General features: G+C 65.4%; 7 protein-coding genes. All 7 read left to right on the forward strand.

Annotated features, from left to right (window positions below):
* Positions 1-97: 97 nt before the first annotated feature.
* The 7 genes from G7Y49_RS04100 to G7Y49_RS04130 all read left to right on the forward strand — a co-directional run bounded on the left by G7Y49_RS04100 (position 98) and on the right by G7Y49_RS04130 (position 14,239).
* Positions 98-1,879: an ATP-binding protein gene (locus G7Y49_RS04100; protein WP_165171404.1), complete on the forward strand. Its 1,782-nt coding sequence runs from the start codon at positions 98-100 to the stop codon at positions 1,877-1,879.
* Positions 1,872-7,553: a leucine-rich repeat domain-containing protein gene (locus tag G7Y49_RS04105; RefSeq protein ID WP_165171406.1), complete on the forward strand. Its 5,682-nt coding sequence runs from the start codon at positions 1,872-1,874 to the stop codon at positions 7,551-7,553. The genes G7Y49_RS04100 and G7Y49_RS04105 overlap by 8 nt, the downstream gene beginning before the upstream one ends.
* Complete coding sequence (locus G7Y49_RS04110; protein ID WP_165171408.1) at positions 7,550-8,500, forward strand: MoxR family ATPase; 951 nt, start codon at positions 7,550-7,552, stop codon at positions 8,498-8,500. The genes G7Y49_RS04105 and G7Y49_RS04110 overlap by 4 nt, the downstream gene beginning before the upstream one ends.
* Before the next feature lie 17 nt (positions 8,501-8,517).
* Positions 8,518-9,675 carry a DUF58 domain-containing protein gene (locus G7Y49_RS04115; RefSeq protein WP_165171410.1) on the forward strand — a complete coding sequence of 386 codons (1,158 nt, stop codon included), beginning with the start codon at positions 8,518-8,520 and terminating at the stop codon, positions 9,673-9,675.
* The gene (locus tag G7Y49_RS04120) at positions 9,653-12,145 is read left to right on the forward strand and encodes a transglutaminase domain-containing protein (RefSeq protein WP_165171412.1); all 2,493 of its coding nucleotides are present in this window, start codon (positions 9,653-9,655) and stop codon (positions 12,143-12,145) included. The genes G7Y49_RS04115 and G7Y49_RS04120 overlap by 23 nt, the downstream gene beginning before the upstream one ends.
* A 133-nt stretch (positions 12,146-12,278) precedes the next feature.
* Entirely contained in the window at positions 12,279-13,535 is a 1,257-nt protein-coding gene (gene glp, locus G7Y49_RS04125) for a gephyrin-like molybdotransferase Glp (RefSeq protein WP_165171414.1), read from the forward strand.
* Positions 13,536-13,750: 215 nt separating this feature from the next.
* The gene (locus tag G7Y49_RS04130; RefSeq protein ID WP_165171416.1) at positions 13,751-14,239 is read left to right on the forward strand and encodes a molybdenum cofactor biosynthesis protein B; all 489 of its coding nucleotides are present in this window, start codon (positions 13,751-13,753) and stop codon (positions 14,237-14,239) included.
* Positions 14,240-14,367: the final 128 nt, after the last annotated feature.

Here is a 14,367-nt window from a genome sequence, read left to right on the forward strand (position 1 = left end):
CTTTGATTAAAGTCAAGACGGCTTTTTTGCGATGTGCGTCTTGGCGTGCGAGATTTCGCGCAGGGATTTCGCATGTGAATTTGGGAGAGGGGCATACGTGCTCGAGGTGCTGCAGGACAACGCGTTTTTCGTGTGCGGCATCGCGGCCTTTGTCGTGGCGGTCGTCCTCTTCTGCGCCACGCTCTCGATCATTCGCCGCGCGGGCAGCGCGAGGCGGAGCCGTTCGGGCGGCGCCGCGCGCTCCGCGAGCGCGGGCCATGCGCATGCCGATTCCTTCTTCGTGGCGGTCGACCAGGCCTGCGACGAGGCCCTCATCCTCTACGACGCCTCGGCCCATCGCGTGGTGAGCGCCTCGGCCGTCGAGCGCATCCTGGGGATCGACGCCCGCGCGCTCGCAGGCGACGTCGAGGTGCTTGCCCGCGCCATCGAGCACGACTCGCTGCTTGACGTGCGCGAGGCCATCGAGGGCTGGGACAGGTCAAGCCCCTTCGCGATGGAGTTCTCCTTCAGCAATGAGGCGGTGGCGCGCATCACGCCCGAGGCTCCCGACGTGCCGCGCTGGGGCGTGCTGCGCGTGGTGCCGTGCGGCGAGGGGAAGGTGCTCATCTCCGCGCGCGACGTCACGTCGGCCCACAACATGCACTGCGAGCTCGTCGAGCAGCGCGAGCGCGCCGAGTCGGGCGAGCGCGCCAAGCTCATGTTCCTGTCGAACATGAGCCATGAGATCCGCACGCCCATGAACGGCATCATGGGCACGCTGTCGCTCGCGAAGTTGCACCTTGGCGACGCCGCCCGCATGGAGGGCTACCTCACGCAAGCCGACGACCTGCTGAGGTACCTGCTCTCGGTCATCAACGACGTGCTCGACATCTCCAAGATCGACAACGACAAGCTCGAGATCGAGCAGCGCTGCTTCGACATAACCAACGTGATCCGCTCCGAGCAGAACATCTTCGGCGAGATGATCGCCTCGAAGGGCATCAGCTTCGAGGTGAGCGTCGACCCGCTGCCGACCACCTACGTCATCGGCGACGAGCTGCGGCTGACCCAGGTCATCACGAACCTGCTCTCGAACTCGCAGAAGTTCACCAACCCCGGCGGCGCCATCACGCTGTCGCTGCGGTGCATGCAGGTCTCCGACGGCGTTCTGCACGTGGCGTTCGTGGAGTCCGACACGGGCAAGGGCATGTCGCCGGAGTTCCTCGTGGATCTGTTCAACCCCTTCTCGCAGGAGGACCGCTCGATCTCGCGGCGCTTCGGCGGCACAGGTTTGGGCATGGCCATCACCGACCAGCTCACGCGCCTCATGGGCGGCCAGATCTCGGTCGAGTCCGAGGTGGGCGTGGGCACCACCTTCGAGATCCACCTGGGGCTGCCCATCGCCTCCGAGGAGGAGGTGGCGGCCTACCTGGCGTCGGGCGAGGCGGCCGTGACCGAGCTCACCCCCGACAACGGCGGCTTCAGGCTGGCGGGCAGCACCATACTGCTCGCCGAGGACAACGTGCTCAACGCGAGCATCGCGATCGACATGCTCGAGGAGCTCGGCGCGCAGGTGGAGCATGCCGTCGACGGCGTGGAGGTGTGCGAGATCTTCGAGCACAGCGAGCACGAGCACTTCGACATCATCCTCATGGACGTGCAGATGCCCAACCGCAACGGCTGGGAGGCCGCGCAGCACATTCGCGCGCTCTCGCGCCCTGACGCGCAGACCACGCCCATCTTCGCGCTGTCGGCCGACGCCTACATGGAGGACAAGCGCCACTCGCGCGAGGTGGGCATGGACGGGCACATCTCGAAGCCCGTTGAGTTTGAGCAGCTCGAGCATCTGATCAACGCTGAGCTTGCCATGAGCATGCAAAGGGGTGTTATGCATGTTTAAGACGGTCGTGGGCTTTCTCTCCGGCCATGCGGCGCAGGCCGTGGGGGCCGCCTCGGGCTTGATGCTCGCAGGCATGGTAGGGTACGTGGCGTTCTCCGGCTCGTTCAGCACTGACTTCTTCGACGAGATGGCCTGGCAGCAGGGCATCTACGAGAACAACCAGGCGTTCGGCGCCGTGTCGTACCAGGTGGGCGAGGTTGACGAGTCCGATAACCGCATCCACGAGGACGAGGGCGAAGACGAGGGCGTAAGCGACGAGCCCACCTCCGCGCCTGAGGCTGGCGCAACCGACCCAGATCAGGCAGCCGCCGTCATCGGCGACGCCGTCACGACCGATACCAGCACGCTGGTGGGTGACGACACCGTCGTCGTGGCCGACCCGAGCAATTCCGATGCCCCGGTCATCCCCAGCGTTCCCGGCAGCGCCAGCAGCGGCGGCGATGAGCCTGGCTCCGGCGAGGGCGAGGGCCCGGGTGGCGAAAGCCCTGGCGGCGAGACCCCGGGCGGCGACGCTCCCGGCGGCGAGAGCCCCAACCCCGGCGGTGAGGAAGGCAACACGCCCCCACCGCCATCCGAAGAGCAGCAAGAGCAGCTCACCCCGTATCCGCCCCACGTTAATGAGGACGGCAACACTTTAGAGTACATCAAGGCTGATGTTCCTGCGGACTGGACGTTCGCGCAGGGCGATAGCTACAGTCCCGATGGCGTGACGGTTTGGGCCACCTACCGCAAGCCCGATGGCTCGCTGATGGATCCCGTGAAAGTGCCCTACGGCGGCGATGACGGATACGAGGCGTACCTTTCGAAGGCGTGGGGGTCGGGTACGCATGAGGCGACGTTCGTGTACAAGGGAGAAAGCGACTATGCGACCTATACGGTAATGGGAAAACGCTACGACGTAAAATATGGATCGTGGAATAGCGGATGGTATCCAGCAGCATTTCCCAATGATTGTAATTGTCTGGGCAATGAGTCTTTAGAGAAAACCGCGAAGCGCATTCAAGATGAAGCGATACCAGAAAGCCTCGTTGGCGGTTTTTTTACCGACTGCTCCGATGCGCTCCGTTTCATGGTTACCGTTTTGGGCCGGGAGGACTGTTCTAAGCGCTTTAAGGCCTGCGCAACGCATAGCGCGGTGACCTTTTTGCATCCGTTTGCTACATCGTATGTCTCCGATCTTGACAAGATGGCTAAGGGTTTTGCCACTGTTTCCGGAGGAGAAATAAAAGAGGGGCCTTTCATTTATATGCCGAGTGAGGTTGGAGGCCTATCGGCCAAGGAAAGCGCCGTGCTTATAGTGGAAGATGTGCCTACCGGGTTCCATGTGCAGCGCTGGGCGAATGGAAACCTAAGCGATCAGGTGCTCGTGGGTTACAAAGGGACGGAAGCAGAAATAGAGGTGCCGCTGGGCGTGACGCGGGTCAAGCTTGCGGAGCGCAACGAGAGCGTGAAGAAGCTCGTCCTGTCCGAGGGCGTGCTCGATATTGATTTTGCCAGCCTCTCCGAGAACTTTCCGAACCTTGAGCATATCCAAGTGGGCAAGGATGGTGAGGTTTACAATAACAGTCAGACGTTCAGCTCGCATGATGGCGTACTGTACAGTGCCGACGCTTCGCGCGTGCTCTATGTGCCGCCGAACCACGCGGAGGTCGATTCTTTGTCGTGGTATGCTCGGGTTATTACCCAAAGTGCATTTGAGAGCTGCAAAATCGCTCACGTGACGATCCCGACGCAGATTATCGAACTTGAGGGGGGCTGCTTCGCGGGAATCAATAAAGATAAAGAAGAAGTCACCAAACTTGAGTTTGCGAGCGAGACGCCCGTCGACGGCATGGCGCAATCTGGCTTTGAAGGCACTTTCTATGTGCCCGGTACTCCCTATGATACGGCGTGCAAGCAGTGGACAGCGGCGGTGGGCAGCTCAAGCGGCATGTATGTGGGCGTGCTCGACGGCGAGGGTGCAGTCGTGACGCCGGGCACTACCTACAGGTACGACGCGGAGCGCGACGTGGTGGTTCTTGCCACGGAGTCGCCGGCGGTGGTGCTCGCGGGCGTCCCTGCCTCAGCGCCGAAGGCGTACCTGGTGCCTGATGGCATAACCGCCATTGGCGCCGGCGCATTTGCGGCGACAGATGGCTTGCGTGAAGTGGTCATTCCTGAAAGCGTGCGGGAGCTGCGCGCGGACAGCCTGGTGGGGCTCGGCGATGGGGTGCGTGTGACGCTTTCAGGCACAGAGGCAGTGACCATCGACTCAGCGGCGTTTGGAAGCGCAGGCGGCTCGGGTAGTGGTTCAGGTGCCAGCGTGCCCGACATGACGGTTTTCGTCCCTGGCGAGTTGCTCGAGAGCTATAGGGCCTCATGGGGCAGCGCGCTTGGCGAAGACGTGGCGCAAAAGCTGCTCAAGCCCATCGATGCGACCTACCTGTACCTCGACAACGCGAAGTATCTGCCGCTTGACGAGAACGATACGCAACTGCGCTTGGTGGAAGTGTTCGACGAAGGGCAAACGTTCTTCGAGCCCGATGCGCGCACGACGGAAATTGCCGAGGGGGCGTTTTCAGGCTGCGCTTCGCTCGAGATCGTGCATATTCCCGCATCAGTTGCCTCGGTGGGCGAGAGCGTGTTCGAAGGCTGTGCGAACCTGGAGTCGGTGGTGGTGAGCGGCAAGCTGCCTGCGCTTCCCGACACAGGTGCCGCGCAGCTGCTCCAGCCAGGTGATGGTGTGACCTACGACTACGAACCCGACACGGGCGCCGTCTATCGAACGGATGAGAACGGTGAGCTCACCTTAGTGAACGTGCCCACCGACACGAAGGCTATCACAGTGCGTGCGAACACGGCGCACTTGGGAGATGCGGCGTTTGCAGGGTGCACGCATTTCAATCCCAACTCCTATAGCGTCACGCTCGCTACGCCCGAGACGCTTCGATCGATAGGTGCGCACTGCTTCGAGGGAGGTGCTGGGCTGGGCGAGGCATCCTTGGCTGACACAGCAGTTGAGTCGATAGGTGAGCGGGCCTTTGCCGACCATGCCAATCTTGAGAGAGTGCAGCTGCCCGCTGCCACGAAGACGGTGGGTGAGGGTGCCTTCTCCGGCTGTTCGGAGCTTATGTACGTGACGGCCGAAGGAATAAGTGAGCTTGCACCGCGAACGTTCGCGAATTGTACTTCGCTGCAAAGCATAAAAGCCTCGAACGTGAGCGTCGTCGGTGACGAGAGCTTCTACGGCTGCGAGCAGCTGGTGTCGATCGCTAGCGGAATTGATGTCGATAAGATCACTTGGGTGGGTGACCGGGCGTTTGCTTACTGCGTGTCGTTCGCGCAGAATGCGAGCACGCAGGAGCTCAACATGAAGTCGCTCACGCACATCGGTGCGCAAGCGTTTCGCGATTGTCACACGTTGCGCACCGTGGTGCTGCCGGAGACGCTGACCGAGATGGGCGAAGAGGCTTTCCGTGACTGCACGGCTCTGTTTACCCTGAACGCGGAAAGCTCGCTTTCCATCATCGGGCGCTACAGCTTCTACGGCTGCACGAACCTGTCGAATGTGAACTTGGGCGATCGCCAGAAGCAGGCGCTCACGACGGTGGGCGCGTGCGCGTTTGCCAGCTGCAATGTCATCGAGCGCCTAGATCTCTCTGACTGCACTAATTTGACGTACCTGGGAGATCGAGCATTCGAGGGTTGCGCACGATTGCTGCGTGTCACGTTGCCCGCATCTCTCGCGAAGGTGTCCGATCGTTGCTTCGAGAATTGCCCCAACTTTTCTATTATGGAGCTGACTGCTGCAAAGCCTACGGAGTTGGGATCCTCCATGTTTGGAGCAACGCCGCCGGAGTATGTGCGCATTTGGGTACCTGACGAACAGGCATATGCGACGTACCTTGATGCCTACGAGCAAAAGCTCGACCCCGAATATGGCGACGGCTATGCGCTTTCCGTGCTTGAGGTGCACAGTGACACCTCGGAGACGCTGCGTGGCATTACCTATACCGCAACCGGCGACGGACACTGGATTGTGACTGACGCGATGGAGAGCCTGTCGGGCGACATCTTGCTTACGAGCGATGTGGTCAAAGTTGCGCCCGAAGCGTTTAAGGGCTGCGACAAGCTGAAATCGGTTCAGTGCGAGTTGGGTGCGAGCATTGCCTTGGGAGATCGGGCGTTTGCAGGGTGCAAAAGTCTCGAATCTGTTACGCTGAACGGTGGCATTCCGGAATGGGGCGTGAGTGTATTTGAGGGGTGCCCCAACCTGAAGTCAGCCTATCTAGGACATTCGAGTACAAAGCTCACTATATCTCGCATTGGTCCGCGGGCATTTGCGGATTGCCCGTCGCTGTCCAGCCTGACCTTCACTCTGCCGATGAACGAGATAGGGGACGAGGCGTTTATAAACTGCACGAGCTTAACAACTATCGCTTCGACTGCCACTGCACGCAAGGCGATACAGCGCTATGGTGATCGCGCGTTCATGAATTGCACGAGCTTGAGCGCGGGGCCTCTCGCTACCAGTTATACAGGATTGCAAAGTATCGGTGAGAGGGCGTTTGCCAATTGTGATTCCATGGTGAACGGGTACATTCCCAAGAACGTCAAGACGCTTGGTGAGGCGTGCTTTGCAGAGTGCGACAAGCTGAAGACGGTGAGCATCTACGGCGGACTCGCGGTGATTCCCAAGGACTGCTTTAAGAACTGCGTGAGCCTTACGCGCACGGCTGGCAAGAATTACGGCGCGCTCACGCACATCGGCGCAGGTGCGTACGCGGGCTGTACTTCGTTGAAAGCGGCTGATAATTGGTCACCAGGGAAGTACACGGCGCTGGAGAGTATTGGGGCCGGGGCCTTCGCGGGCGCGTTCAAGCATGCGGAAGCTCCCTATTCGTTTACGTTGGCGAGCTCGCTTACGGATGTCGGTGCGAACGCGTTCGACGGGTGCGTGGGGCTGTCCTCCATCGAGCTGCAGTCGGCGCCGACGCTCGGCGCGAACGCGTTTGCGAACATGGCGGAAGGATTCAAGCTGAAGGTGCCCGACGGCACGTATGACGCCTACCTGCCGGTGCTCTCCGCCTCGATCGGTGAGGAGGCTGCGCGCGGCATGCTGTTCGACGAGGCTGCGGCGGCTGTGGCCGCAGCGAGCGAGGCTGAGCGCGTGGCGAGCGAAGCTGCTGGAGACGTGGCGGCCGCGAGCGCCAGCGACGCTGCGAACGCCGACGATGCGGCGGCCGCCGTGAACGCTCCGAGTGTCTCGCACACCGACGGCGCTTCGAGCGCCGCGGACGCGACGGCCTCAAGCGCGGCTGGCGCTGCGAGCGCGACGGCTGAGGACGCCGTGGGCTCGGCAGGCGGCGGTGCTGAGACAGGTTCCGCGGGGCCGGGCTCCGCCGAACCTGCGACCTCGTCTGAACCAGGCGCGGCTGAGCCCGAGGCTTCGCCTGCTGCAACGGACGGCGCCAGCGAGTCGGGTAGCGCTCGCGAGTCGCAGGACGCTGCCGCGGCACGCGATGCCGGCCAGGCGCAGGACGCTTCCGCCGCATCTGGGGCAGCGTCGAGGTCTGGCAGCCCCGAGTCAGGGCTCGACGCCGCCGCAGCTTCGCCCATTCCTGCGGCTTCGCCCGCCGGGGCCTCGTCTTCCGCAACCCGTTCCACTGAGCCCACCGAGGGGGAGACCGCATGATAATCAAGAAGAACGAGCAGATCATCCGCGAGGTGGCTAAGGCCATCGTGGGCAAGGACGACGTGATCCGCAAGGTGCTCATGGCCATCTACGCGGGCGGGCACATCCTGCTCGAGGACACGCCCGGCGTGGGCAAGACCACGCTCGCGCTCGCGTTCTCGCGCGCGCTCGGCCTCGACTTCCGCCGCGTGCAGTTCACGCCCGACACCATGCCATCCGACATCACGGGCTTCAGCATGTACAACAAGCAGACCGACTCCTTCGAGTTCAAGATGGGCGCAGTCGACTGCAACCTGCTCCTCGGCGACGAGATCAACCGCACCTCGGCCAAGACGCAGGCGGCGCTGCTCGAGGTGATGGAGGAGCAGTGCGTCACCGTCGACGGCGTGACGCACCACATCCCCAAGCCGTTCATCGTCATCGCCACGCAGAACCCCATGGGCTCGGCGGGCACGCAGCCGCTTCCCGACTCTCAGCTCGACCGCTTCATGGTGCAGCTGTCCATCGGCTATCCCAGCCATGACATGCAGATCCGCATGATCGAGGACCAGCTGGTCTCGACGCCGCTCGACGACGTGCGCGAGGTGGCCTCGCGTGACGACTTGTTCATGATCCAGCACTACCTGACCACCATCCGCGTGTCGCGCGAGATCATGGACTACGCCGTGCGTCTGTGCGAGGCCACGCGCACCATGCCGCTCGTGCAGCTCGGCGTGAGCCCGCGCGGCGTGCTGACGCTCGTGCGCATGGCGCGCGCGTCGGCGGTGCTCTCCGACCGCGACTACGTGACGCCTGACGACGTGCTCTACGTGTTCAAGGACGTGTGCGCGCACCGCATGACCATGCGCCCGCAGGCGCGCATCGACGGCGTGACGGCAGCTGACGTGCTTGACGAGGTCATCGAGATGGTGCCTGCGCCCACGCTGGGCTCCCCGATGCTGCGCTAGGGGCGCGCGAGTCTCCCATGCTGAAGAACCGCATCGCATCCGCGCTCGTCATCGTGCTGGCCGCGATGGTTCACTTCTGGGCGGACAGCTCCCTGTCGCTGGCGTTCCTGCTGGCGTCGGTGGCCGTGCCCGCCGTGCTGTTCGCGCAGCTGCGCCTTGCGGCGGCGCTTACGCGCGTGACGGTTGACGTGGAGCCGTCTTACCAGATCGGCGAGGGACGCGCCGTCAGCCTGCGCCTCGAGCGCGGACTTCCGCTGTGCCTGGCCGTGATCTCGCTGCGCGTGCGCGTCGTGAACTGCGTGTTCAGCGCGGAAGAGGAACATGAGGTTGAGGCGGCAGTCAGCACGCGGCATCCTGCGTGCAGCCTGCCCGTATTGCCCGACCGCTACGGGCGCCTGCTCGTGGAGGCGCGGGACGCGCGCCTGAGCGACCCGCTGGGGCTGTTCGTCGCTCGCCTGCCGCTCGACCTGAGCTGCGAGAGCGTGATGCGCCCCGCCCAGGTGCGCACGGAGGTGCTGCTCTCGCAGACGCCGCAGGCGCACGTGTTCGGCGACGCGTTCGACAACACGAAGAGCGGGCATGACGTGGGCGAGGTGTTCGACGTGCGCGAGTACGTCCCCGGCGACTCCCTGACGAGCATCCACTGGAAGCTCTCGACGAAGTTCGACACGCTGATCGCACGGCAGTTCTCGCGCCCGGCTGACTACGACGTGGCGCTCGTGGCCTGCGGTTGCAGGGAGGCGTCCGACGAGGCGTGCAACGGCGTTGCCTCCGTGGCGCTCTCGCTCTCCGAGGCGCTGCTGCGCGCGGGCGTGCTCCACGACGCGGGCTTTCTGCACGAGCAGCGGGTGAGCTGCCATCTGGTTGATGACGTCGCGACGCACGCGCTGTTCTCGGAGGGCCTGCTCTCGACGCCGCTCGCGTCTTCGGCACGTGAGGTGTCGCAGGTCCTGGCAGGGGAGACGCTTTCCGAGCGCTTCACGAAGGTCATCTTGGTGACGTGCTTCTACGACGAGGCCACCTGGGCCGACCTCGCGCAGGCGGTCGACTTGACGGTGGTCGTGGTGACAGACGACGAGCTTGCGGGCTCCGCGAGCTCGGTCAGCGAGCGCTACGGGCTCTTCACGCTGCGCGCGAAGGGGGTGGCTGACCGTGAGCATCGCATCACGCTCTGACGCTGCGCGCGAGCGCGTGGGCGTGGCTGGCGCTCGCGCGGGCGACGCGGCCGCTGGCTTTGCCGGCGAGCGCGCGGGCGCATCTGCGGGCGCGTACGCGTCGCGCGTTCTCGAGATGCTGGCGGCCGCCCTGCTGGCTGCGGGCATGGTGCTCGCCGTGCTGGCGGCTCCGTGGCCCGCGCACGTCGTGGCCGCGGGCGTGTTCTCCGCCGTGCTCGTGACGGTGCTGCTGGCCTCGGCGCGACCTTCGCGCATGGCGTACGGCGTGATCGCGGGGCTTGCAGTGTTCGCTCTGGTGGCGCTCCTCGTCGTGGGCGGCTCCTCGCTGCGCGCGGCGGGCGCGGGTTTGGCGAACACGTTCATCGACGCGTGGAACGCCCAGACGGACGGCTACGTGCTGCACTTCGCGGTGAGGGGTGTCCCCGAGGCTGCGGCTTTGATGTTCGCCGTGTTCGTGGGCTTGGTCGCGGGACTGGCGGCGCACGTGATGTGCGCATGCCGCTTCTCCCTTTCGGCAGGCGCCACCTCGGCGCTGCTCATCGCGGCGGGGCTGTTCCTGCGGACGCTCAGCGCACCTGCCTTCGCCTGCCTGCTCCTCGGCGGCCTGATGCTGGTGAGCTGCTGCTCCCGGCGCGTCGGAACACCGCCGCGCGCTACGATCTCCTTCGCCGTGACGGCGGTCGTCGTCATGGGCGCAGCTCTGCTCGTGTGCGCGGGCTACCAGGGAAGCGCGGGGCTGCACGCGGCGAAGGAGGACGCGGTCGCTGGCTTTGACGAGATGCGCTTCGGGTCGGACACGCTGCCTCAGGGAGACCTCGCTGCCGCCCATGCGATGAACGTGGCGCCGGACGAGCGGCCGGTTGAGCGCCTCGAGGTGAGCTTCGCTGACGCTGATGCCGTGCGCAGGTCCGAGGCGCTCTACCTGCGCGGGTTCACGGGCGCGACGTACACGGGGGCGGCGTTCGAGCGTTTGCAACCTGCGGATTACGAAGGCGACTGGACGGGGCTGTTCGACTGGCTCGATGCGCGCGACTTCGACGCGCTGTCCCAATATGCGGCCTACCGCGCGCTTGAGGACGCGGAGGAGGGCGTCGTCGCTGACGCCGTCGACGTGACGGTGCGCACGCCCGGCGCGTACCAGAAGTACGCGTACGCACCGGTGTCCGCCACGGCGGCGGGCGACGTGGGCTCGCTGCTCGACCTGTACCGCACGGCCGATCGGCTCGGCGGCAACGAGAGCGCGACGTTCGAGGTGGTGCCCGATGCGCAGACAGCCGAGGTGGCGATGCCGGGCAGCTGGGTGTACGAGGAGGCAGCCGCGCTTGACGCGGACGCGGACGCCGCATCTGCGGGAGACGACCTCGACGCACGCGAGCAGGACTTCCTGCGCAGCGAGCTGGCGTACCGCTCCTTCGTCGCCGACCGCTACCTCGAGGTTCCCGATGGGGTGGCGCCTGCCGTCGAGCGCTTCTTCTTCTCTGACGATACGTGGGATGACGAGGACGGCACGTTGTACGCGGCGGCTACGCGCATCCGCACGATGCTCGACGTGGGCTGCGACTACAACGCGCAAGGCGTGCGGTTCGCGCCTTCAGGTGAGCAGTCGGCCGACTACGTGACGTGGTTTCTGGAGGACGCGCGCGAGGGCAACGCGGCGGCGTTCGCGAGCGCGGCGGTGCTCGCCTTCCGCCAGGCGGGCATTCCCGCGCGCTACGTGGAGGGCTACCTGCTTGACGAGGACGCGCTCGGGCGCATGCAGGCTGAGGGCGCAAGCGCGTGCACGCTTGACGAAGGCGACGCGCACGCGTGGGTCGAGGCGTACGTCGACGGCGCGGGCTGGCTGCCCGTCGAGGTGACGCCGGGGTTCTACGACCGCGTCTACGGATCGGGCGAGACGGTCGAGATCGCGCGCGAGGTGGCGGGCGGCGGCGACGACGACGCGAGCACGGGCTCGACAGGCGAGAGCGCGCCGGACTGGACCGAGCTTCTGCCCGAGGAGCTGCGTCCCTTCGCCTGGATCGGCTTGGTTCTTCTGTGCATGATCGAGCTTCTGTGCGTGGCGGGCGTGCTCGAGCTGCAGCGCCTCGTGCGCCTGCGCCTGCGCAGCACGCGGCTGCGCGGCGCGTGCGAGCGCGGCGCGGCGTCGGCGCTTCTGTTCGAGCGCTTGCAGCGGCTTGCGGCCGACGCGGGCGTGGAGCTCAGCGTGAAGCCGCGCGAGAGCGTTGACGCGCTTGCGCAGGCGCGCCCCGAGGTGCATCCGTCCGAGTTCCTGCGCGTGATCGCCCTCATGGAGCGCGAGCGCTACGGGCAGGTGCCGCTCCAAGACTTCGAGGTGCGCATCGTCGAGTCCCTGCTCGAGAAGCTCGAGGCCGGCAACTGGCAGCGCGCGAGCCTGCCGCGACGCCTCGTCTACCGGTACGCTGCGCTCTACCTCATCCCGCTTGCCCGCTTCCGCTCGCCTCGCGCGTAGCGGGCCGTGGGCGGCTGGGGGTTGTTTGGCGCCGCAGATGTTCTCGTCATAGCTTATTCTTTCAGCGGTATAATGAGTGCCGATGCACGGAGGCGCGCCGAGGGCTTTGCGCGCCTGTTTCGAAAGGGGAGTTATGCCTGAGATGATTTCGCTCGAGGAGGCGGTCGAGCTCGTCCTGTCGCACGTGGAGCCGCTGCCCACTGAGCGCGTTTCCATCCTGGACGCCATCGGCCGCGTGGCTGCCGAGGACCTGCGCAGCGACATCGACGTGGCGCCGTTCGCCCACGCGGCCATGGACGGCTTCGCGCTGCATGCGTCCGACATCGCGGCGGCGAGCGAGGAGGCGCCCGTCAACCTGGCGGTCATCGCCGAGATCGGCGCGGGGAGCGTGTACGAGGGCGCCATCGAGCCAGGTGAGTGCGTGCGCATCATGACGGGCGCGCCGCTGCCCGCCGACGCCGACGCCGTGGTGAAGTACGAGATCGTCGGCGTGGTCGAGGGCGACGGCAAGCCGGGCTCGGTCGTGTCGTTCGCCGCGCCGACCAAGGTGGGCTCCAACATCCGCCCTGCGGGCGAGGAGGCGCGCGCCGACGAGGTCATCGTGGGTGCCGGCGAGGTCATCAGCAGCGCGGGCGTGGGCTTCCTCGCCGGCTGCGGCGTGCTCGAGCTCGCCACGTACCGCCGTCCGAAGGTGGCCATCATCGCCACGGGCAGCGAGCTCGTCGACCCGAGCGAAGTTCCCACGGCGGGCAAGATCCGCAACTCCAACAGCTACGCCATGGCGGCTTGCGCCAAGCAGGCCGGCGCCGTGCCCACCATCCTCCCCATCGTTGAGGACACCTACGAGGCGCTCGAGGCGGCGGTCCTCGCCGCAGCCGACGGGTTCGACTTCGTGGTGACCACGGGCGGCGCCGCCAACGGCGACTTCGACTTCATCAAGCCCGTGGTGGAGGCCGCCGGCGAGCTCTACATGACCACGGTGAACATGCGTCCGGGCAAGGCGCAGACGTTCGGCCTGGTGAAGGGCACGCCGGTGTTCGGCTTGCCGGGCAATCCGGCCGCGGCCTACTGCGGCTTCGAGATGATCATCCGCCCGGCGCTGCGCAAGATGCAGGGGTATGGCTGCCTTGCGCACCCGCACGTGATGGCCGCGCTGTCGAAGGACGTGCGGAAGAAGGACCCGCGCCGCATCCTCATGCGCTCCACGCTCACGAAGGACGAGGCGGGCGCCTACGTGGTCACGCCTGCGAAGAACCAGAGCTCGGGGCTGTTCGGCGTCATCCAGAAGAGCAACTGCATGGCCGTGATGCCCGAGGGCATGGAGTCGAAGGCGGCGGGCGACCTGGTGGAGTGCTTCCTGCTCGACGTGCCCGAGGAAGTGGCGCTCTAAGCGTTCCGCCCGTCCTGACGGAGCGGGCGGAACTGCTCGACGCTGCGGCTTCTTGCGGCACCTGACCTAGCCCCTTGTGCGCTTTCCCTCGCGTACAGAGTACGCTCAGCCGCGCGGCGGGGCTATCTCAGGCACCGCAAGAACCCTCGCTGACGTTACGAACGACTTGTGGAATTGAAACCTGTAATAATAAAGAACTTGAGATAGGAGACAGCATGTCTGAGGAAACCAAGCCCATCACGTTCGGCATCGTCACGTGCTCCGACACGCGCGACCTGACCCAGGACTTCGCGGGCGACGCGCTCGAGAAGCTCATCGCCGAGCAGGGGTGGGTATGCCGCACCCACACGCTCGTGCGCGACGAGCGCCCGCACATCGCGCAGGCCATCAAGCACTGCGCTGACGACCTGAAGGTGGACGTGGTGCTCACCTGCGGCGGCAGCGGCCTCTCGCTGCGCGACGTGACGCCCGAGGCCACCATGGACGTGTGCGACCGCAACGTGCCCGGCATCGCCGAGGCCATGCGCGCTTACAGCCTGAAGATCACGCCGAACGCCATGCTCTCGCGCGCGGTGTGCATGCAGCGCGGAAGCACGCTCGTGGTCAACCTGCCCGGCTCCACGAAGGCGGCCACCGAGAACTGGGAGGGCATCGTGGGCGTGCTGCCCCACGCCGTGAAGATGACCGCCGGCGGCGGCCACTAGGAATCCCCGCCTCTCAGGCGAGCAGGCTTGCCGGCCCCTACCTCTCGAGGCGCGAGAGCACGGCGCGCACGGACTCGCCGTCCTCGATGCGGGTGATGGCGAAGCTCTTCTTCCCGGCGTCCTTGAGG

Origin of the sequence: Adlercreutzia sp. ZJ242 (assembly GCF_011038995.1) — a bacterium.
GTDB lineage: Bacteria > Actinomycetota > Coriobacteriia > Coriobacteriales > Eggerthellaceae > CAAEEV01.

Coding starts and splice junctions, on each gene's coding strand:
- G7Y49_RS04110 (WP_165171408.1), top strand. CDS start 7,550: ATGATAATCAAGAAGAACGAGCAGATCATCCGCGAGGTGGCTAAGGCC.
- G7Y49_RS04130 (WP_165171416.1), top strand. CDS start 13,751: ATGTCTGAGGAAACCAAGCCCATCACGTTCGGCATCGTCACGTGCTCC.
- G7Y49_RS04115 (WP_165171410.1), top strand. CDS start 8,518: ATGCTGAAGAACCGCATCGCATCCGCGCTCGTCATCGTGCTGGCCGCG.
- glp (WP_165171414.1), top strand. CDS start 12,279: ATGCCTGAGATGATTTCGCTCGAGGAGGCGGTCGAGCTCGTCCTGTCG.
- G7Y49_RS04105 (WP_165171406.1), top strand. CDS start 1,872: ATGTTTAAGACGGTCGTGGGCTTTCTCTCCGGCCATGCGGCGCAGGCC.